A 19,718-nucleotide genomic window follows, 5' to 3' on the forward strand; every position below is an offset into this window, starting at 1 on the left:
CCGCCATGCTGCCCGAAATTCCCTCCCCGACCACCGGCGCTCCGACGATCAGGGCGTCGTTCACGCAGGCCGGGGCGCTGGCGTCCCTCACGGCCGACGACCTGAGCCTCGTGCAGTACCCGGCCAGCGATCACGAGGCCGGCCCCCACCAGGTGTGGTTGCGGGTGCGGCGCGACGATGGCACCGATCCGCTGCCGCTGACCGGGCCGGCGTGCGGGGGGCGGATCCGGCGCAGCAACGACGGTGTGGTGCTGGCCGGCGACCACGGCGGCGTGGCCTGGACGCTGACCTGGCGGCAGCCCGCCCCGGGGGTGTTCGGGTGGGTGGTGGGCCTGGTCAACAGGGGTGCCGACCCCGTCGTGGTGGACGCCGTGTGGACCGTGGATGCCGCCCTCACCGAGCTGGACGCCCTGCAGCGCAGCGAGAACTACGTGGCTCAGTACCTCGACGTCACGCCGCTGACCGACGCCGAGGGGTTCGCGCTGGCCGTCCGACAGAACATGCCGGGCGCCGTCCACCCCTGGCTCGCGGTGATGGCATCGGTGCCCGTGGTGGGGTGGTGCACCGATGCGCTCCAGTTGCGGGGGGCCGTGCCGGGCACCGGGCTCGACCTCACCCGCGACCTGCCCGGCCAGCGGCTCCAGCACGAGCACACGCTGCTCGGCCTGCAGACCGAGCCGGTCACGCTGGCGCCGGGAGCGTCGGCGATGCTCTGCTTCGGCGGCCTCGCGGTGGCCGACCACCCGGAGCGGTCCTCCGACGCCGACCTGCGGGTCGTGCGCACCGCGCTGGAGGACGCCCTGTTCGCGCCCCCGCCGGAGGCGGCGCCCGAGTTTGGGGGAGCGGGGACGGACGGCCCGGACGCGCCCCACGCCCTCGACTCCCTCGACACTCCGGACCCCCTCGACCCCCTCGACCCCCTCGACCCCCTCGACACTGGCGAGGAACCCGTGGGGACCACGCTGTTCAGCCCCGTGACCTTCGCGCACGGCGAGGACGTGCCCGATGAGGAGTTCGCGGCCTGGGCCGGGGATGCCGAGCTCGAGACGGACGCCGATGGCCGGCCCTGGGCGGCGCTGTCGGGCCGCCGTCACGTGGTGCGGGGAACCAAGGAGCATGCCGTGCTGCGGCCGCACGGGCACGTGCAGCGCGTCGCGGCCGGACCGATGCCCACCGACCTCACGGTCGCCTCCACCGCCTGGATGGCGGGCACGTTCGCCGCGCAGGTGACGGTGGGTCACGCGTGCGCCGCCCCGCTGGTGTCGGTGCGCCGCAGCTACCTCGGGCTGACCCAGGCCGAGGGCGTCCGGATCTTCGTGCGCGACGGCGGCGCCTGGCGGCTGTTGGGCGTCCCCAGCGCGTGGGCGGTGGAAGACGAGCGCTGCACCTGGTGGTACCGCTGGGGCGGCCGGCTGCTGGTGGTGCGCTCAGAGCTGGGCTTGGCGGGGTTGACGGTGTCGATCGAGGTGGCGGAGGGCGACCCGCTCGACCTGCGGCTCTTCGCCCGGGCGAGTGGCGGCGACGTGATCCGCACCGAGGAGAGGGCCACCGCGCTCACCCACACCGTGGCGTTCGACGATGAAGCGGGCCACCGGGACGCCCCCGCGGAGACCGGTGCGGCGTGGCCGACCGTCACGCTGGCGTCCGACGACGTCGGCGCCCAGCGGTTGAATCGCATGCTCCCCTGGTTCACGGACAACGCGCTGGTGCACTACCAGGCACCGCGTGGGTTGGAGCAGTTCACCGGCGGGGCGTGGGGAACGCGCGACGTGTGCCAGGGCCCGGTCGGCCTGTTCGTGGCGACCGGCCGGTGGGACGTGCAGCGCGCCGTGCTGCTCGCCACGTTCGCGGCGCAGCAGGACAACGGCGACTGGCCGCAGTGGTTCCAGTACCTGCCCAGCCACGCCGGGCCGGGGTACCGGGAGAGCCACGGCGACGTCGTCTACTGGCCGCTGCTGGCGCTCGGGGAATACCTGACGGCAACCGGCGACGGCGGGATCCTGGACGAGGAGGTCGGCTGGGTGGCCGACGACGCGCTGGCGCCGGCGTCCAGCGTGCGGGCGCACGTCAAGGCGGCGCTGGGCCACCTCGCGGGCGAGCGCTCCGCCGATCCGCGGCTGCCGGCCTACGGGCACGGCGACTGGAACGACGCGCTGCAGCCGGCCAGCCCGGCGTTGGCGCGCTCGATGGTGTCGGCGTGGACGGCCACGCTGGAGATCAAGGCACTGCGCGCCCTGGCCGACGGGCTGCGGGCCGCAGGTCGGGCGACCGACCCTGCGGTGGAGCAGGCGACGGTGCAGGCGTCCGCCACGGCCGACGCGCTGCGCGAGCGGCTCGTCGTCGACGGCGAGCTGTGCGGATACGCGGTGGCGAGCGACGACGGTCTGGAGCCGCTGGTGCACCCCGCGGACACCCGGACCGGGCTGCGGCATGGGTCGCTGCAGATGATCCATGCGCTGGCCGACGAGCTGTTGATGCCCGAGGAGGCCTCGGCGCACCTGGCCGTGATCGACGAACACCTCGACGGGCCCACCGGCATCTACTTGTTCGACCGGCCGGTGGAGTACTACGGCGGCGAGACCCACACGTTTCTGCGGGCCGAGGCGGCGTCGTTCTGGGGCCGCAAGATCGGGTTGATGTACATGCACGCGCACATCCGCTGGGTGGAGGCGCTGCTGCGCCTCGGCCTCGCCGAACGGGCCTGGGCCGCGCTGCAGCTGGTGCTGCCGCAGGGGTTGCGGGCGGCAGTCCCCGGGGCGGTGCCGATGCAGTCGAACTGCTATCACTCGTCGGTGGACGCCCTGTTCCCGGATCGCTACGCGGCCCAGGACGAGGCCGAGCGGTTGTTCGACCCGACGTTCGGTTTCGCCGGGGGCTGGCGGGTGTACTCGTCGGGCTCGGGGCTGGTGCTCCGGCTGGTGACCGAGGGATTCCTCGGGATGCGGGTGGTGGCTGACGGCCTGGAGCTGGATCCGGTGCTGCCCGCGGCGCTGGACGGGCTGGTGGCGACGGTTCCGCTGGGGGACCGCACGGCCCGGGTGACCTACCGCGTCCGCGCCCCGGGCTGCGGTGTGGGGCGGGTGGAGATCAACGGCCGCGTGGTGTTCCCGGCGGACGGGACCGCTCCGGTTGAGCGGAGGTACCGCGCCGGAGGCGTCCGGATCTCCCGCGACGCCTGGGGTGACGGCGACCTCGCCATCACGATCGAGGTCGGCGCGAGCTGACGCTGTTCCGCGCTCCACCGGGGCGCGTCGCACGATCACGTGGCGCAGTTCACTGGCACGTGGCGCGGGGGAGCTCACGTGGCGGCCCGTGCAAGGCCCTCCACGTGAGTCGCGCTGCGCCACGTGGTGTTGGGGTGCGCCAGGTGGCTCGAGAAGTGACTCGGAGGGCGCCGACACGCACACTCCGGACTCGAGTGCGCCGGCGTCCCTGCCGTTGCCGTCGCGGCCCTGCCGTTGGCGTCACGTCCCTGCCGTTGTGGATGCCGCCCTGTCCGTGTTGCTCCCCCCTGCTGTTGCAACGGCAGGGGGGTTGGTTTCGAACAGGGCGGCGACGCCGACGGCAGGGGGGCGCGGGTCACACGAGTTCCGTCACGTCACCGTCCATGACCAGAGCCTGCCCGTCGCGCAACCCCCAGAACGGCTGGCCGGCGCGCGCGTAGGCGGAGGCGACCTCGCCCAGCACCACCGATTCGGGATGGGTGGGCGTGTCGAGATGGGGCACGACGGGCCGATCGAGGATCCCCAGCCCGTCGAAGCGCACCTCGCCGTAGGCACGCTCGCAGTCGCTGACGGGGTCGCACTTCTCCAGGCCTCGTAGCGACGGCGCCAGCACGCAGGGCCCGGCGCTGAAACCGGCGTAGACGAGCCGGTCGTCTGCCAGCGCGTGGACGAGCGCCTCGTCGGCGCCCGAGCGGGCCATCGCCATGCGCAGCGTGAACACGTTGCCGCCACGCACCCACACGAAGTCGACCCCGGCAAGCCGCGCGGCGAGCTCGTCACTCCGGGTCACCCGCAGGTCCAGATCGACGGCGTCGAGGCCGAGCGAGCGCAGCGCGGCCACCTGCGCGGAGAGGTCCCGGCGACGCCGGTCCTCGTCGTGTCCGTCCAGCGCGTTCATGATCACCGCTCCGCGTCCGTCCCCACGCACCAGCCCGGTGAGGCGCTCGGGGTGGTCACCGAGTTGGTAGGAGGAGAGGTAAAGACGCATCGGCCCAGTATCCCCACGTCCGCCCGCTCGCGACGTTCACCTGGCGCATTTCACGTTCACGTGGCGCACGTCCTTGACACGTGGCGCGGGGGAGCTCACGTGGCGGCCCGTGCAAGGCCCTCCACGTGAGCCGCGCTGCGCCACGTGGGGTTCGGGTGCGCCAAGTGGCTCGAGAAGTGACTCGGAGGGCGCCGACACGCACACTCCGGTCTCGAGTGCGCCGGCGTCCCTGCTGTTGTGGGCGCCGCCCTGTCCGTGTTGCTCCCCCCTGCTGTTGCAACGGCAGGGTGGTTGGTTTCGAACAGGGCGGCGACGCCGAGGGCAGGGAGGCGCCCGCGACGGCAGGGAGGCGACGCCGAGGGCAGGGAGGCAGCGACCACGGCAGGGAGGCGGACACCCCGGGGGAGGGGGGTGCTGACAGGGTCTGGCGCGGCCCGGGATCAGGCCGTTGAATGGAGGCATGACTGAGTTCGAGCAGATGTTCCCCACCGGCGAGCCCAACGACGCCTACGCACAGTACTTCTCCGGTCAGAGCTACCTGGCCCCCTTGGCCAGCGGTGACGCCAACGTCAACAACGTGACGTTCGAACCCGGGTGCCGCAACAACTGGCACATCCACCACGGTGCCCAGCAGGTGCTCATCTGCACCGCGGGAACGGGCTGGTACCAGGCCGAGGGCGAGCCGGCGCAGGAGCTCCAGCCCGGCACGGTCGTGACCGTTCCGGCCGAGGTGAAGCACTGGCACGGCGCCGCGGCGGGCAGCTGGTTCTCCCACCTCGCCGTCATGGTGCCGAAGGACGACGCCTCCAACGAGTGGCTCGAGCCGGTCAGCGACGAGGAGTACGACGCCCTCTGACGCCACCCTCGGACGCCGGCCGCCCAGCCGCCCTCGGACGCCACCTGCAGTCGCCCCGCCGCCCCCGCCCCGGCAACCCGGTGCGCGCACGTCACCCTGATTGACCCGGTTCCGGCGCCGGGATAGCGTGGGTCGGCCATGCGTGACTTCCCGCCCGAGGTGGACGCCTCGGATTCTCCTCCCACTGCGAACCCCAGCCGCTTCCTCGGCCAGATGGCCGCCGAGCAGGCTGGGGTGCTCGCGTGGACGTCGGCGCTGCTCGTCGCGTGGCAGGTGCCGAGCGTGGTGTCGCCGTGGTTGCTGGGCCGGGCCATCGACACCGGCGTCATCGACCGCGACATGTGGGCCACGCTCGGGTGGGCGGGCCTGCTGTTGCTCGCGATCCTCATCGGGGCGGCCGGCGGCATCCTGCAGCACACGATGGTCGTCCGCAGCTGGCTCATCGCGCTCTACGCCACCCAGAAGCGGGTCGGTCGGACGGCGGGGCGGCTCGGGCACGTTCTCGGACGCCGCGTGCCGACCGGGGAGGTGCTGTCGGTCAGCTCCTCGGACTCCGACACCTTCGGCGCCACCCTCGAGGTGCTGGCCCGGCTGATCGGCTCGCTGGTCGCGTTCGGGTTGGTGTGTGCCCTCATGTTCACCACGTCGCCGCTGCTGGCAACGGTCGTTCTGCTCGTCTCGCCGCTGATGCTCGCGGCGTCCCTCCCCGTGCTGCGCCCGCTCAGCCGGGCCCAGCGCGCCGAGCGCACCCAGAACGCCGAACTCACCAGCCAGGCCACCGACATCGTCGCCGGCCTCCGCATCCTGCGCGGCATCGGCGGCGAGGCCACCTTCGGCGCCAACTACCGCACCCAGAGCCAGCGCGTGCGGTTCCTCGGCGCGGCGGTCGCCACGTGGCAAGGCGTGGTCGAGGCCATCTCGGTGCTGCTCTCCGGGGCACTCCTCGTGCTGCTCGTCTGGCTCGGCACGCACGAGCTCGCGGCCGGACGCCTCACCGTCGGCCAGCTGATCAGCTTCGTCGGCTACGCCCTCTACATGCTGTTCCCCCTCCAGACGTTCTTCGACTTCGCCCAGAAGTGGATCGCCGGCCGCGTCGCCGCCGCCAAGTCCGCCACCCTGTTCGCCCAGCCGTCGCCGTGGCGCCCCACCGGGAGGCCGGTCTCCGCCCACCCGACGCTGCGCGACGCGGCGTCCGGCGTCGTCGTCGAGCCGGGTCGGTTCCTCGGTGTCGTCTCCGCCGATCCGGACGCCGCCGCCGCCCTGGTCGATCGGCTCGGCCGCTACCTGCCGGCCGGCGCGCCGTCCGAAGAAGAAGAGGACGTCGACGAACTCACCGGACGCGCCCGCCGGCGCGCACTGGCCGCGCGCGCCACCCGTCGCGACGAGATCGCCCGGGCGGACGACGAGCGTGCGGCCCAGGCCTGGGGGGTCACGGCGGACGGCCTCGACCTCGCCGACGCCGACTTCGCGAGTCTCCGCGAACGCATCCTCGTGTCCGACACCTCTTCGATGCTGTTCGCCGGCACCCTGCAGGAAGCCGTCGACCCGTGGGGCACCCACACGCGCGCCGAGGCCGAGGCGGCGCTCGTCGCCGCCTGCGCCGAGGACGTCTTCGAGGCCCTCCCCGGCGGGTGGCAGGGCCGGATCGACGAGCGCGGCCGCGGCCTGTCCGGCGGCCAGCGGCAACGGGTCGTCCTCGCCCGCGCGCTGGTGGCGGACGCCGACGTGCTCTGCCTCGTCGAGCCGACCTCGGCCGTGGACGCCCACACCGAGGCCCGCATCGCGCCCCGGCTCGCCGCGCACCGGCAGGGCCGCACCACGGTCGTCACGACGGTGTCGCCGCTGGTGCTCCACGCCGTCGACGAGGTGGCCCTGCTCGTGGACGGCCGCGAGGTGGCCCGCGGCACGCACACCGACCTCTGGCAGCGCGACGACTACCGCCGCATCGTGGCCCGTGGGGAGGAGGGTGACGATGACTGACCGCACCGCAGTGGTCGGCGCCGCCGACGAGCTGCTGCCCGGGTCCGCCGCGACCTGGCGGCAGGAGCCGGAGGCCGCGCGCATCCCCGCGTCCCTGCACGTGGACCGCACCCTGCCACCCCGGCACCGCCTCGACCGGTGGGTCGCACGGCACCGCGAGCGGCAAGACCATGCGCGCGCCGTGTTCGCCGCCTCACGCAACCCCGAGCGCGGGTTGCCGGTGGCACGCATGCGCAGCGCCCTCGGCTTCATCGGATCCCTGCTGGGCACCCGCCGGCTGGGCGTGACGGCCATGATCGTGTTCAACGCGCTGGCCGCCGTGGCCGCGCTGGTGATCCCGCGTCTGCTGGGCGATCTCGTCGACGACGCGACCGGCGGCGGCGCCACGCTCCGCGAGACCGACACAGTGCTGCTGTTCGTCCTCGGCGTCGTGCTGGCGCACGGGGTGCTCACGTTCGCGGCCCGGCGGGCGTCGGCGGTGGTGGGGTACGACCTCCTGGCGGCCGCGCGCGAGCATGTCGTCGAGACGGTGCTGCGCCTGCCGCTGGGCAAGGTCGAGGCGGCCTCGAGCGGCGACCTGATCACCCGCATCACGTCCGACGTCAACAAGATGAGCAACGCGGTGCGTTGGTCGCTGCCCAACCTCATGACGTCGGCCACGATGGTCGCCCTCACCGTGGTCGCGCTGCTGCTGAACTCGCCGCTGCTGACGCTGCCCTTGGTCCTGAGCGCAGTGATGCTGTTCTTCTCCGTGCGTTCCTACCTGAAGCGGGCCATCGCGGGCTACATCACCGAGTCGGCGACCTACTCGCGCATCAACGCGACCGTCACCGAGACGGTGGAGGGGGCGCGGACCGTCGAGGCGCTGCGCCTCGCCGCCCACCGCCAGCAGCGGCTGGACGACGACATCGCCGAGTCGTCCCAGGCCGAGCGTTACACGATGAGCCTGCGGAACCTGCTCTTCATCTGGCTCGACTTCGCCTTCCAGGTGCCGCTGGTGTTCGTGGTGCTCCTCGGCACGTGGGGCTACAGCGAGGGCTTGGTCACCGTGGGCCAGATCACCACGGCGGCCATCTACCTGCAGCAGCTCGTCTCACCGATGGACCGCCTCATCCAGGTGCTGGACCACCTCCAGGTGGGCATCGCGGCCACCTCGCGTCTGCTCGGTGTCGCCGAGGTGCCGGACGACCGCACGCCCGGGGAGGTCACGCCCGCGGCGTCCGATCTCGTGGGCCGCGACCTGCGGTTCGCCTACCGCGAGGGCCACGACGTGCTGCACGGCGTCGACGTGGCGCTGCGCCCGGGGGAGCGGTTGGCGATCGTCGGGCCCTCCGGCTCGGGCAAGTCGACGCTCGGACGCCTCCTCGCCGGCATCAACCGGCCGCGGACGGGCGCGGTGACGGTCGGCGGCGTCGACGTCATGGACCTGCCGCTACCCGTGTTGCGCGGCGAGGTGTGCCTGGTGTCGCAGGAGCACCACGTGTTCGTCGGCACGCTGCGCGACAACATCGTGCTCGCCCGCGAGGGCGCGGCCACCGACGCCGACGTCCGCGCCGCGCTCGCCGCGGTGGATGCCCAGGGCTGGACCGACCGCCTGCCCGACGGGCTCGACACCCGCCTCGGGCAGGGCCGGACGGGGCTGACGCCGGCGCAGGCCCAGCAGGTGGCCCTGGCCCGGCTGGTGCTGGCCGACCCGCACACGCTCGTGCTGGACGAGGCGACCTCGCTCATCGACCCGCGCACCGCCCGTCACCTCGAGGGCTCCATGGCTGCCCTGCTCAGCGACCGCACGGTCGTCGCCATCGCGCACCGCCTGCACACCGCGCACGACGCCGACCGCATCGCGGTGGTCATCGACGGCCGGATCGCCGAGCTCGGCTCCCACGACGACCTGTTGGCCGCCGACGGCGAGTACGCCCACCTGTGGCGCACCTGGCGGAGCTGAGCCCGTCGGGTCAACGGTCAGCGGTCGACGGAGCTGACGGCGACCGGTGTCAGCGGATGCGGACGGCGTGGATCTTCGCGTCGTAGCCGGCGAACACCATCGTGTCGCCGAAGACGCTGGGGGTGGACTCGATGTTGTTGCCGTCGGCGACGTCGAGGGTCGCGACGTCCTCCCCCGTCTGCGGGTCGAAGAGGTGCAGCACCCCGCCCGAATCGGGCAGGACGCCGTACTGCTGGCCGTCCTCCGCGGTCACCAGCACGGGCGAGCTCCACGAGTAGTTCGAGAGGTGGCGTCGCCACACGACCTCCCCGGACGCCTTGTCGAGGGCCACCATCGTGCCCTCGCGCGGCGCGGTCGTCCGGGCGATGTTGAAGAACACCAGGTCGGCGGTCGGGCCGCTGCCCATCATGGGGGACCCCATGAGGCCGCCGTTGATGGCCTGGAAGTAGGTGGGGATGTCGTACTGCCACACCTGCTCGCCGGTCAGGGCGTCGAGCTTGCGGATGTTCGTGATGTGCTCGCCGCCCTCGGAGCCGCGCCGGTCGACCTCGTTGCCGGTGTAGACGAAGACGCGGCCGTCGGCCTCCTCGTCGAGCACCAGGGACGCGTCGGTGTCGTCGCCGGCGTTGACCATCCAGACGATCTCGAGCGTCGTGGCGTCCCAGCAGAAGACGTTGCCGTCGTTGTCGGCGGCGAACATGAGGTTGCGGTAGGCGACCGCGGAGTTCTCGATGCCGAACTTGTCGCTCGTGCTGGCCGCGTAGCGCAGCCGCGTCACCTCGGGGTCGACCGACACCGTGCCGGCCGCCGGATCGTAGGCCGAGTTCAGCTTGACCTTGTAGATGAGGCCGTTCTCGGCCGGAGCGATGACGGTGTCGGTTTCGGCATTGACGAGGGCGGAGGAGTCGAACGCGCCCCAATCCGCCCGCGGCGCCGCGGGGTCGAGCCCGGAGAGGTGCCACACCTCCTCGTTGCGGATCAGGTCAAACACGCGCCAGCGCCACGGCCCGATGGTGCCGTTGGTGTCGTTCAGGCCCTGGCCGGCGTAGAGCAACGGGTAGCCGCGCGGGTCGACCGACGCCGTGCCCTTGAATCCCCAACCCACCTCGATGGGCGGACGCGTCGGCTCGCCCGTCGCGAGATCGAAGCGGTAGATCTTGCCCTCGAACACCGGGTAGATCACCTCGACGAACGCGTCGTCGTCGACGAACTGCTGCGCCAACCCCATGGCCACCTTGGTCTCCCGGGGCCACTGGACGAGCAGGGGCTGGCCGGTCCAACCGGCGCCGGGCCAGTAGGACCCCTCGCCGCGGATCGACCCGATCTGCTGCTCCCACACCGGCTCGAGCGTGCGCTCGGTGACGGCCGGCGTCCCGTACGCCCCACCGGTGCGCCACGGGTTGCCGCGGAAGGTGAGGACGCCCGGCAGCTGCGCGTATGTCGCGGGGTCGCCGAAGGCGACCTCCTCGTCCGGCGCGTAGTCGGGAATCACCGCGCCGTCGCCGTCCAGCACCTCCCACGTCACCACGCCCGAGCCGTCGGCCATTGGCCGCTCCCAGCGGCCGTCGCCGAGATCGGTGGGGGGCTCATAGCCGGGGAGCGACTCCAGCGCGATCGACAGCGCGGCCGGGTCGGTCTCGGGGTCGACGGTGCGCGTCACCGGCGCCTCGGGGCGGTGGGGCCGATCGCCGGTCGCCACCACCGCGTCGGTCGAGCAAGCGGTCAACCCCGCGAGGGTCAGGGCGAGGCCGATCGCGGCCAGGCGGCGGGGCTGGTGCATCGCGTGCTCCTCGGGGGGACGGGCTGGGCGTCGGGTGGCGCGCCGGGCTGGTGTCCCCGGGGTCGGGGGCGCCCCCAGCCTACTTCTCCGTTAGCCTGCACCCGTGCCCACCCCGCCCACGAGCCCCGGAATGCGTCCGGACGCCCCCGCGCGGTGGGGCCGCCGGATGACGCCCGCCGAGCGGATGGGCGCGTCCATCGCCGTGGCGGTCGGGCTCTACGGGGTGTCGTTCGGGGCACTGGCCGTGGCGGCCGGGCTGGATGTCTGGCAGGCCGTGGCGCTCAGCGCGCTGATGTTCACCGGCGGCTCGCAGTTCGCCTTCATCGGCGTGTTGGGCGGGGGAGGGACGCTGCCGGCCGCGGTCACGGCCGCGTCCCTGTTGGGCGTGCGCAACGCCGTCTACGCGGTGCAGCTCAACGCGCTGCTGCGGCCGCCCGCGCGGCTGCGCCCCCTCCAGGCCCACCTGACCATCGACGAGTCGACGGCCACCGCCGTCGCCCAGGACGACCCCGACGAGCAACGCCGCGGCTTCTGGACGGCCGGCGTCGGCGTCTGGCTGCTGTGGACCCTGTTCACGCTGGTCGGGGCCCTCGCCGGTGAGGCCCTCGGGGATCCGACCGTCTGGGGGTTGGACGGCGCCGCAGTGGCCGCGTTCCTCGGCCTGCTGTGGCCCCGGTTGCGCGACCGCGACCCCGTCGTCACCGCGGTGGCCGCCGCCTTCGTGACCCTCGTCGCCGTGCCGTTCGTGCCGCCCGGCGTCCCGATCATCCTGGCCGCGGTCGTCTCGGCCGCGCTGTCGCTCGTCCACCACCGGAGGAACCCGTGACCGATCTGTGGGGGTGGCTCCTGGCCGCCTGCGCCCTCGCCTGGCTGATCAAGCTCTCGGGCTACCTGCTGCCCGAGAGCTGGCTCGACCGCCCGTGGGTCCACACCGTCAGCACCGGCATGACCGCCGGGCTGCTGGCCTCCCTCGTGGTCACGAACACGGTCGTCTCCGGGCAGTCGCTCGTGGTGGACGCCCGCGTGGCGGCCCTCGCGGCCGGCGCCGTGGCGCTGTGGCTGCGGGCGCCCTACTTGGTCGTCGTGCTCGTCGGCGCGCTCGCCGCGGCGCTGGCGCGGCTCGCCGGCCTGTGAGGCCCCGGCGGGCGGGGCGGTGAAGCCCTGCGGGACGGGGGCACTGCCGGTACCGGTGCCACGGGGCCCTTTCCACGGGAGGCGCCGGGGCGGTTGACTGGACGTCGGAACCGAAAGGAGCACCTCATGACCGAGGTTGTCGTCGTCATCGGAGCCGGGCTCATCGGCCAGGCCATCGCCCGCCGCGTCGGAGCGGGTCGCCGCATCATCCTGGCTGACCTGCGCCAGGAGAATGCGGACGCCGCCGTCGAGACGTTCCTCAACCACGGCTTCGACGCCGAGGCGGCGACGGTGGACGTCTCGTCCCGCGACGATGTCGCCGCCCTGGCCCGCCGCGCCGCCGAGGCGGGCGCCGTCAAGGCCGTCATCCATGCCGCCGGGGTGTCACCGTCGCAGGCACCGGTCGCGGCGGTGCTCCACGTCGACCTCTACGGCACCGCCGTCGTCCTGGAGGAGTTCGGCGAGGTCATCGCGCCCGGCGGCTCGGGCGTCGTGATCGCCTCCCAGTCGGGGCATCGCCTGCCCGCGCTCACCCCGGAGCAGGATCGTCTGCTCGCCACCACGCCCGCCGACGAGCTGCTCGGCCTGCCCTTCCTCGCCGAGGACGCCGTCACCGACACCCTGCACGCCTACCAGCTCTCCAAGCGCGCGAACGCGCTCCGGGTGAAGGGCGAGGCCGTCCGCTGGGGCGAGAGGGGCGCCACGGTGAACGCGATCAGCCCCGGCATCGTCATCACCCCGCTGGCCCGCGACGAGCTCACCGGGCCGCGCGGCGAGGGTTACCGGCGCATGCTCGAGCTCTCCCCGGCCGGCCGCGCCGGCACCCCCGACGAGATCGGCGACCTCGGCGCCTTCCTGCTCGGGCCCCAGGGCCGCTGGATCTCCGGCAGCGACTTCCTGGTCGACGGCGGGGTCACCGCCTCCTGGTTCTACGGCCCGCTGCGCCCGCAGGAGTGAGCGGACGCCTCAGGCCGCCAGCGCCGCCACGGTGATCAATCCGGGCCGACGCCGCGGCGCGAGGCGTCCGGTGCGCGCGAAGTCGCCCCAGATGCCGCGCACCGTGCGGCCGGCGACATCCACGTCGCGCCACGTGCTGCCGGCGAGGATCGCCGAGCCGCGCCAGGCGTCCTCGTCGCCGAAGAGCAGCGGCAGGTCGATCGTGTGGGCGGCCCGGTACGGGTTGCGCGGCGGCCCCCAGTCGAGCACGTACTGGTAGCCGTGCCCCCCGGCGCGGTGGTGGCGGCGGCCGAACGCCCGCGCGCCGCGTCCGTACACCACCTCGGTGAGCGACCGGACGGCCGCCTCCCGGACGCCGCGCCCCAGGCCCGGCACGGTCCCGGCCCGGCGCAGCGCCGGCACCTCGTCGGTGAACAGGGCCACCTCCCGCGCCGTCCAGCCCACCAGCACGTCCACGTCGTGCGCCACGTCCGACCACGCCTCGTCGCGCTCGCCCTCGGCGGGCAGCGGGTCGAACCCGTACTGGACGCCGAACGGCATCGCCGCCCGGAGGCCGAAGGGGCGGGCGGCGGCCTCGACATGGGCCTGGGCGGCCACGATCTCGTCGGCCGAGGAGTCCTCGTCGATGCCGGACGCCTCCTCAGCCATCGCCGCGCTCATGGCGGCCCGCTCCAGCGTGAGGCCGAACGGCGCGCTCGCGATGACGGCCCGCTGGAACAGCCCGCGGGTGCCCTCGGCGATCATCAGGTGCGCGACGGAGTCCCCGCCCGCCGACTGGCCGAACAGCGTCACGTTGCCGGGGTTGTCGCCGAACGAGGCGATGTTGCGGTGCACCCACGCCAAGGCCTCGACCTGGTCCAGCAGCCCCAGGTTCGCCGGGCGCCACGCCTCGGCGCCGAGGTAGCCGAACATGCCGAGCCGATAGGTCACCGAGACCACCACCACCCGCTGCTCCATGACCAGCGGGTAGGGGTCGAAGATGCTGATGTCGCCGGCCCCGGTGGTGTAGGAGCCGCCGTGGATCCACACCATCAAGGGCAGCCGGTCCGACGGCGACGCGTCGATCGGCAGGGTGATCGACAGGTTCTGGCAGTGCTCGCTCACCGGTTGCGGCTGCAGCGTCGGCGGCAGGATGACGCTGGGTTGCTTGATCGGCACCTGCGGGCACGACGGCGACCAGCGCGTCGCTTCGAACGGACGCCGCAGCGTCGTCACCGGCCGGGGGCGCTCGTGGCGGCCGGCCTTCGCGTACGGGATGCCGGTGGCCCGGGCGACACCTCGGTCGGTCCAGCCGCGGATCTCACCGGCCGGGGTCGTCCACACCGGCGCGTCCAGCCGCGACGGCTCGGGGGCGTGCGCCGGGGGAGGGGGAATGTCCATCGTCAGCCTTCTGCGCGGTGCGGTCGAGAAGGGACGCGGCGTCCCGCATCAAGGCTAGCCAGCCTCGGCCGCCACCGGGTCACTCGCCTGGTTGCCCACCCAGCTGGCGAGCAGGCCGAGCGCTTGGGCGTCCGCCGTGCCCGGCTCGGCCATGTAGGCGTTGAGGGTGAGCCCTTCGTCGGCGGTGAGGGTCATGGCCTCGTAGCTGAGCGTCAGCGACCCGACGACGGGGTGGTGGATCCGCTTGGTGCCGGTGCGGTGCTGGCGGACGTTGTGCGCCGCCCAGCGCTGCGCGAACGCGTCGCTGCGCGTCGAGAGCTCGCCCACCAGGTCGTGCAGGCCGCGGTCGTGGGGGTACTGGCCGCCGAGCGAGCGCAGCAGCGCGGCGGAGGCGTCGGCCACCTCGTCCCAGTCGGTGAAGAACTCCGGCGCCGCCGGGTCCAGGAACACGAACCGTGCCACGTTCGGACGCCGCATCTCCCACAGGGGCGCGTACAGGGCCCGGCCGAGCGCGTTGGCGGCCAGCAGGTCGGCGCGGGCGTTGCGGACGTAGGCCGGGGTGTCGCGCATGCCGTCCAACAACCACTGCACGGTGGGGCGGACGCGGCGGGTGGTGGTCCGCGGCCGGTTGCGGCCGGACGCATTCGCCGTGGCCGCCAGGTCGGCGAGGTGGGCGCGCTCGGCCTCGTCGAGCTGCAGGGCATCGGCCAGCGCGGCCAGAACCCCCTCGGAGACGCCGGCCAGGTTCCCCCGCTCCAGCCGCGTGTAGTAGTCGACACTCACGCCCGCGAGCATCGCGACCTCCTCGCGCCGCAGCCCACTGACGCGCCGATTGCCGCCCCACAGCGGCAGTCCGGCCCGCTCGGGGGTCAGCCGGTCGCGGCGGGTGCGCAGGAAGTCGCTGACCTCGGCCTTGGTGTCCATGCGTTCACCGTACGAGCCGACGCCTCCGCGAGGGAGGGTTTGCCAGTACCCCGAACGGCGGGGCCTTCCCCGCGCGGGCGGGCGGGGTGTGGAATGGAGGCATGTTTGGAGCTGTCATCCACGCCCCCGGCGACGTCCGCCACGAGGAGCGCACCGACCCCGTCATCGAACACCCCACCGACGCCGTGATCCGCACCGTCGCCGCCTGCGTCTGCGGCTCCGATTTGTGGCGCTACCGCGGCATCAGCGAGGTGACCGAGCCCACCCCGATCGGCCACGAGTACGTCGGCGTCGTCGAGGAGGTCGGCGGCGACGTCACCACCGTCGCGCCCGGCGACTTCGTCGTCGGCGGCTTCACCCACAGCTGCGGCACCTGCGCCGCCTGCCGGGCCGGCGCCACCTGCAACTGCCTCAACGGCGGCGGCTACGCCGGCTGCCAGGCCGAGAAGATCCGCATCCCGAACGCCGACGGCACCCTGCTCACGGTGCCCGGGCCGGTGGACGACGACCTCGTGCCGAGCCTGCTCGCCCTCTCCGACGTGATGTGCACCGGCTGGCACGGCGCCGTCAGCGCCCGCGTGGAGCCCGGCGCGAACGTCGTCGTCGTGGGCGACGGGGCCGTGGGGCTGTGCGCCGTGCTCTCCGCGGCGACGATGGGCGCCGGGAAGGTCATCGCGCTCAGCCGCCACGCCGATCGTCAGGCCGTGGCCACCGAGTTCGGCGCCACGCACATCATCGCCGAGCGCGGCGAGGAGGCGATCGCCCAGATCAAGGAGCTCACCGACGGCATCGGCGCGGACTGCGTCATCGAGTGCGTCGGCACACAGGACGCCCGCCTGACCGCCGTGGACGCCTGCCGGGTCGGCGGCGACATCGGCCTGCTCGGGGTGCCCCACGGCGATCTGCCGGTCGACCAGCTCTTCTGGCAGAACAAGGGCCTCAAGGGTGGCCCCGCCCACGTGCGCGCCTACCTGCCGCACCTGCTCGAGCTCGTGCTCAGCCGCCAGATCAACCCGGGCCGCGTCTTCGACCTGGAACTGCCGCTCGCCGAGATCGGCGAGGCCTACGCCGCCATGGACGAGCGCCGGGCCATCAAGACGCTCGTGCGCCCCTGAGCCCCCACCCTGAGCGGCGCTGGCGAAGTGATCCGGAAACGGATCACTTCGCCAGCGCGTCGCTCGGCCTCACCGGGTGGCGCGGTGCTGCCGGAGGTCGAGCACAGCGAGCAGCAGCGCACCGGTGAGGCACACCGTCACGGCCGCGAAGGCCGCGATGAAGGCGTCCGCCCAGTCGGCCAGGCCGACGGTCAGGAAGAACACCCCGGTGATCGCCGCGTTGCCCATGGCGGTGGCCGTGCGTTCGACGGTCTGCTTGAGGCCGGACGCCGCGCCGCCGTGGGCGGGCGGGATGTCCTGCATGCTCAGGGTCTGGTTCGCCGAGCCCAGGGTCCCCATGCCGAGGCCGATCAGTGCCAGGGGTGCCGCCAGCCACCAGAACGAGATGCCGGCGGCCCCGATGAGCCAGCCGACGACCAGGCTGAGCAGCGTGGCGCCGATCATGACGCTGATGGCGACCACGACGAGCCGGCGGCCGTGCTCCATGACGAAGCGGACGGTCCAGATCGCCGCCCAGCCCGACAGGATTGCGTTCGGCAGGCCGATCAGGCCCGCCGCCAGCGCGCCCACGCCCAGGCCGGACTGCAGGAAGAGCGCGACGACGACGAACGTGCTCGTCACGCCCAGGAACACCGCCCCCGAGACGGCGATGCCGTTGCGGAACGACCGGTAGGCGAAGAGGTCCAGGTCGATCAACGGCTCCCCGCCGCGCGCCGCGTAGCGGCGCTCCCACCGCGTCCACCCGAAGCCCAGACCCAGCGCGAGCGGCAGCAGCAGCCAGGCCCAGGCCGCGCGGGCCATGAAGGGATACATGAGGCCCAGAACGGTCAGCGTCGCCAGCGTGGTTCCCACGGGGTCGAGGTCGACGCGGCGGCGGTCGGGCCCGGCCGTCGCCCGCCGCGTCCGCTCGGTCTCGAAGGGGAACCACCGCCACGCGAGCACGATGCCGGCCAGGCCGACCGGCAGGTAGGTGAAGAACGTCCAGCGCCAGCCGGACGTCGGCCCCACGGCCTCGATGATCGCCCCCGACAGCACCGGGCCCACGGCCACGGACGCCGCCACCACCAGCCCGAGCAGCGCGAACGCCCGGGCACGCCCGCCGCCGGAGAAGTATTGCTGGATCATGCCGGTGACCTGCGGGGAGTACAGCCCGGCGCCCAGGCCCTGCACGAGCCGGGCCGCGTTCAGGGCCAGCGGTGAACCGGCCAGGCCGCACGCCAACGAGGCCACGACGAACACCGCCATGCCGACGCAGAAGAGCGAGCCGCGGCCGAGGACGTCCCCGGCCCGGCCGGCCGGGATGAGGGTGACACCGAGGGCCAGCGCATAGCCGGACAGCACCCACTGGATGTCGGACGGGCTGGCGCCCAGACCCTCCTCGATGGTGGGCAGCGCGACGTTGACCGACGACACGGCCATGAGCGACATGGCCATGGCCAGCAGCAACACGAAGAGGATCCGCCGCCGGTCGAAGGTGCGGGCCGTGCCGGGCACGTGGATCGCGTTGCGGTCGGTCATGCCGTCGTTCTATCACGCGGGTGGTGTCAGCACCCCCGCGACGTAGTGGTGGTCGGGGCCCTCCGGGGGCGGCAGGGCGACTGTTGCGGCCTCTGCGAGATCGGGCAGCGTCCGGGTGGACAGGCGTGCCGGCCCCTGCTCGACCTGCGTGACGACGAACAACGCCGTGGGCGTGGCGGCCGCCGTCAGCAGCCCCTCGCCGACGTCGACGCCGCTCACCGCGCCGTCGGCGCCGACGCGGCTCACCGTCCGGTAGTCGCGCGTCGGGCGGAAGGCCGGATTCATGAAGGTGTGGGTGACGTACAGGTCGCCCGCCACGTCGAGGAGCAGGCTCGGCGCGGGCGCATCCAGGGCCACCCGGGTCTCCTGGCCGGTGGTCGGCACGACCGAGATGAGCGCATCGCCCTCGACCTCCGCGTCGCCGGCCTGGCCGAGCGTGCCGGTGAGGTGGAGGGTGTCGCCCTGCACGACGGCGCCGCCGAAGGCCACGGTGTCGGGCCACTCCACCCGATCACGCTCGGCGAGCGTGGCGGCGTCCAGGGTGAGCAGGACGCCGACGTCCCGCGCGCGCCCCATCGTCCGCCCGAGGGCGTACACCACCTCGCCGTGCGCGACGAGGTGGGTCAGGTCGAGCTCGGCGAAGGACGCCTCGGCCACCACCGCGCCGGCGGTCGTGCGCCGCCGCACCTCGGCGGCGCCGTTGCGGGTGTTGGTGGTGACGATGTCGCCGTCCACCTCGACGATCGCGCGGATCACCGGTTCGTCGACCGCCAGCGCCGCGGAGCTGCAGGCGGCCGTGTCGTAGCGCACCAGCTCGGTCCTGCTGCGCTGGGCGTCGCCGTTGGCGGCGAGCCACACGTGACCGTCGCCGCGGGCGATGACCTCACCCGGGGCCGCCTCCAGCCCCTGGTGGGGCAGGGTCTGCTCCCCCACGACGGCGCCGTCGCGGACGAACACCACCGTGCTCGTCCGGGCGTCCTGGCTCGACCAGAGCAGCGCGGCGTCCCAGCCACCCGCGGGGCAGCCGGCGTCGGCGGCCGTCGTCGGGGTGGCCGGCATGATGCCGCAGGACGCGGTGAGCGTCGCCGCCGCGAGGGCGACGGCGACGCCCAGGGCGCGGGCGAGGGAACCCGGGGTGCTCATGGGGGCGTCCCCGTTCAGGACTTGCGCCAGAGCAGCGACACCTGGTTGTTGTTGACCAGCTCCATGGGGTGCACCGCCCCCCAGTAGGCCGAGGTGTTCAGGTCGATGCCGAAGTTGTCCTTGTAGGACGCCCACACGAGGTGGGAGCAGTAGAAGCTGTTGCGGGTGCCGGTGTTGAAGTAGTTCCAGTTGTAGGGCTTGCCGCGCTGGCCGTAGGCCCACCCGGCGGCCGTCGCGTCCTGGGCGCTCGAGGTGGCCTTCGTGGTGACGGCGTACGCCTGCGACTTCGTGGAGTTCCAGTTGTTGGAGCCGGTGACGACGCCGCCGGACACGGCCTCCACGACGGTGGAGGAGCTGTAGATGATGGCGGCGTGGCCGGTGGGGATCAGGTTCTTGAACGCGTCCGGGGTGACGAGGATGACGCCCTTGCGGGTCGGGTAGCTGCCGTAGGAGGCCAGCGGCGAGGCGGCTCCGGTACGCACGGACGCCTTCGGATCGATCGAGACGGGCAGCGTGTCGGCGCGGGCCACCAGGGCGGCGGTGGTGGCCGCGTCGCTGGCGCTCATCGCGTTCGGTGCGGGGGCGGCATGCGCGGCGGCGGGGAGGGCCAGGGGGGCGGCCAGGGCCAGCCCTAGGCCGACGGTCAGCTTGGCGAGGAATTGCTTCATGGGGGGCTCCGTTCGGGTGTTCGCAGCTGGGGGACGTCGGCGGGACGACCTGCGAGCACGCTAGAACGGCTCCGACCGCAGCCGGAAGGGCTGCGGTCGGAGACTG

The 19,718-nt window shown here is 73.4% G+C and carries 15 protein-coding genes; 8 read left to right on the top strand and 7 right to left on the bottom strand.

What is annotated here, in order from left to right:
* Positions 1-5 precede the first annotated feature (5 nt).
* Positions 6-3,224, top strand: coding sequence for a hypothetical protein (locus IFY26_RS09670; RefSeq protein WP_232548799.1), 3,219 nt, complete (start codon positions 6-8; stop codon positions 3,222-3,224).
* A gap of 355 nt (positions 3,225-3,579) precedes the next feature.
* Here IFY26_RS09670 and IFY26_RS09675 read toward each other — a convergent pair whose 3' ends face one another.
* Complete coding sequence (locus tag IFY26_RS09675) at positions 3,580-4,212, bottom strand: Type 1 glutamine amidotransferase-like domain-containing protein (RefSeq protein WP_232548800.1); 633 nt, start codon at positions 4,210-4,212, stop codon at positions 3,580-3,582.
* Positions 4,213-4,672: 460 nt separating this feature from the next.
* Between IFY26_RS09675 and IFY26_RS09680 the strand changes: the two genes are divergently transcribed.
* The 3 genes from IFY26_RS09680 (at position 4,673) to IFY26_RS09690 (ending at position 8,993) form a co-directional block, all read left to right on the top strand.
* Complete coding sequence (locus tag IFY26_RS09680) at positions 4,673-5,068, top strand: cupin domain-containing protein (RefSeq protein ID WP_232548801.1); 396 nt, start codon at positions 4,673-4,675, stop codon at positions 5,066-5,068.
* Positions 5,069-5,206: 138 nt separating this feature from the next.
* A complete protein-coding gene (locus IFY26_RS09685; RefSeq protein WP_232548802.1) occupies positions 5,207-7,048 on the top strand; it encodes an ABC transporter transmembrane domain-containing protein in 1,842 nt (613 codons plus the stop codon).
* Entirely contained in the window at positions 7,041-8,993 is a 1,953-nt protein-coding gene (locus IFY26_RS09690) for an ABC transporter ATP-binding protein (RefSeq protein ID WP_232548803.1), read from the top strand. The genes IFY26_RS09685 and IFY26_RS09690 overlap by 8 nt, the downstream gene beginning before the upstream one ends.
* A gap of 49 nt (positions 8,994-9,042) precedes the next feature.
* On the opposite strand, the gene IFY26_RS09695 is transcribed toward IFY26_RS09690, so the two are convergent.
* Positions 9,043-10,773, bottom strand: coding sequence for an outer membrane protein assembly factor BamB family protein (locus tag IFY26_RS09695; protein ID WP_232548804.1), 1,731 nt, complete (start codon positions 10,771-10,773; stop codon positions 9,043-9,045).
* 103 nt (positions 10,774-10,876) lie between these two features.
* Between IFY26_RS09695 and IFY26_RS09700 the strand changes: the two genes are divergently transcribed.
* From IFY26_RS09700 to IFY26_RS09710, 3 genes are all read left to right on the top strand, one after another.
* On the top strand, positions 10,877-11,599 hold the full coding sequence (locus IFY26_RS09700; protein WP_232548805.1) for an AzlC family ABC transporter permease: 723 nt from the start codon (positions 10,877-10,879) through the stop codon (positions 11,597-11,599).
* Positions 11,596-11,907 (top strand): AzlD domain-containing protein, encoded by a 312-nt coding sequence (locus IFY26_RS09705; RefSeq protein ID WP_232548806.1) that lies wholly within the window; start codon positions 11,596-11,598, stop codon positions 11,905-11,907. The genes IFY26_RS09700 and IFY26_RS09705 overlap by 4 nt, the downstream gene beginning before the upstream one ends.
* Positions 11,908-12,033: 126 nt before the next feature.
* Positions 12,034-12,864 (top strand): SDR family oxidoreductase, encoded by an 831-nt coding sequence (locus IFY26_RS09710; RefSeq protein ID WP_232548807.1) that lies wholly within the window; start codon positions 12,034-12,036, stop codon positions 12,862-12,864.
* A gap of 9 nt (positions 12,865-12,873) precedes the next feature.
* On the opposite strand, the gene IFY26_RS09715 is transcribed toward IFY26_RS09710, so the two are convergent.
* On the bottom strand, positions 12,874-14,244 hold the full coding sequence (locus IFY26_RS09715) for a carboxylesterase family protein (RefSeq protein WP_232548808.1): 1,371 nt from the start codon (positions 14,242-14,244) through the stop codon (positions 12,874-12,876).
* A gap of 54 nt (positions 14,245-14,298) precedes the next feature.
* A complete protein-coding gene (locus IFY26_RS09720) occupies positions 14,299-15,168 on the bottom strand; it encodes a helix-turn-helix domain-containing protein (protein WP_232548809.1) in 870 nt (289 codons plus the stop codon).
* A 101-nt stretch (positions 15,169-15,269) separates the two neighbouring features.
* Here IFY26_RS09720 and IFY26_RS09725 point away from each other — a divergent pair, with 101 nt between their 5' ends.
* Positions 15,270-16,283 (top strand): zinc-binding dehydrogenase, encoded by a 1,014-nt coding sequence (locus IFY26_RS09725; RefSeq protein ID WP_232548810.1) that lies wholly within the window; start codon positions 15,270-15,272, stop codon positions 16,281-16,283.
* 69 nt (positions 16,284-16,352) lie between these two features.
* Here the strand turns inward: IFY26_RS09725 and IFY26_RS09730 are convergent, their stop codons facing one another.
* From IFY26_RS09730 to IFY26_RS09740, 3 genes are read right to left on the bottom strand one after another with little or no spacing between them, the layout of a single operon-like run.
* On the bottom strand, positions 16,353-17,801 hold the full coding sequence (locus IFY26_RS09730) for an MFS transporter (RefSeq protein ID WP_232548811.1): 1,449 nt from the start codon (positions 17,799-17,801) through the stop codon (positions 16,353-16,355).
* A gap of 12 nt (positions 17,802-17,813) precedes the next feature.
* Positions 17,814-18,944 (bottom strand): hypothetical protein, encoded by a 1,131-nt coding sequence (locus tag IFY26_RS09735; protein ID WP_232548812.1) that lies wholly within the window; start codon positions 18,942-18,944, stop codon positions 17,814-17,816.
* Positions 18,945-18,958: 14 nt separating this feature from the next.
* A complete protein-coding gene (locus IFY26_RS09740) occupies positions 18,959-19,612 on the bottom strand; it encodes a YiiX/YebB-like N1pC/P60 family cysteine hydrolase (RefSeq protein WP_232548813.1) in 654 nt (217 codons plus the stop codon).
* Positions 19,613-19,718: the final 106 nt, after the last annotated feature.

This window comes from Propioniciclava soli (assembly GCF_014858005.1).
GTDB lineage: Bacteria > Actinomycetota > Actinomycetes > Propionibacteriales > Propionibacteriaceae > Propioniciclava > Propioniciclava soli.

Coding starts and splice junctions, on each gene's coding strand:
- IFY26_RS09715 (WP_232548808.1), bottom strand. CDS start 14,244: ATGGACATTCCCCCTCCCCCGGCGCACGCCCCCGAGCCGTCGCGGCTG.
- IFY26_RS09695 (WP_232548804.1), bottom strand. CDS start 10,773: ATGCACCAGCCCCGCCGCCTGGCCGCGATCGGCCTCGCCCTGACCCTC.
- IFY26_RS09730 (WP_232548811.1), bottom strand. CDS start 17,801: ATGACCGACCGCAACGCGATCCACGTGCCCGGCACGGCCCGCACCTTC.
- IFY26_RS09680 (WP_232548801.1), top strand. CDS start 4,673: ATGACTGAGTTCGAGCAGATGTTCCCCACCGGCGAGCCCAACGACGCC.
- IFY26_RS09735 (WP_232548812.1), bottom strand. CDS start 18,944: ATGAGCACCCCGGGTTCCCTCGCCCGCGCCCTGGGCGTCGCCGTCGCC.
- IFY26_RS09710 (WP_232548807.1), top strand. CDS start 12,034: ATGACCGAGGTTGTCGTCGTCATCGGAGCCGGGCTCATCGGCCAGGCC.
- IFY26_RS09675 (WP_232548800.1), bottom strand. CDS start 4,212: ATGCGTCTTTACCTCTCCTCCTACCAACTCGGTGACCACCCCGAGCGC.
- IFY26_RS09690 (WP_232548803.1), top strand. CDS start 7,041: ATGACTGACCGCACCGCAGTGGTCGGCGCCGCCGACGAGCTGCTGCCC.
- IFY26_RS09740 (WP_232548813.1), bottom strand. CDS start 19,612: ATGAAGCAATTCCTCGCCAAGCTGACCGTCGGCCTAGGGCTGGCCCTG.
- IFY26_RS09720 (WP_232548809.1), bottom strand. CDS start 15,168: ATGGACACCAAGGCCGAGGTCAGCGACTTCCTGCGCACCCGCCGCGAC.
- IFY26_RS09670 (WP_232548799.1), top strand. CDS start 6: ATGCTGCCCGAAATTCCCTCCCCGACCACCGGCGCTCCGACGATCAGG.
- IFY26_RS09725 (WP_232548810.1), top strand. CDS start 15,270: ATGTTTGGAGCTGTCATCCACGCCCCCGGCGACGTCCGCCACGAGGAG.
- IFY26_RS09685 (WP_232548802.1), top strand. CDS start 5,207: ATGCGTGACTTCCCGCCCGAGGTGGACGCCTCGGATTCTCCTCCCACT.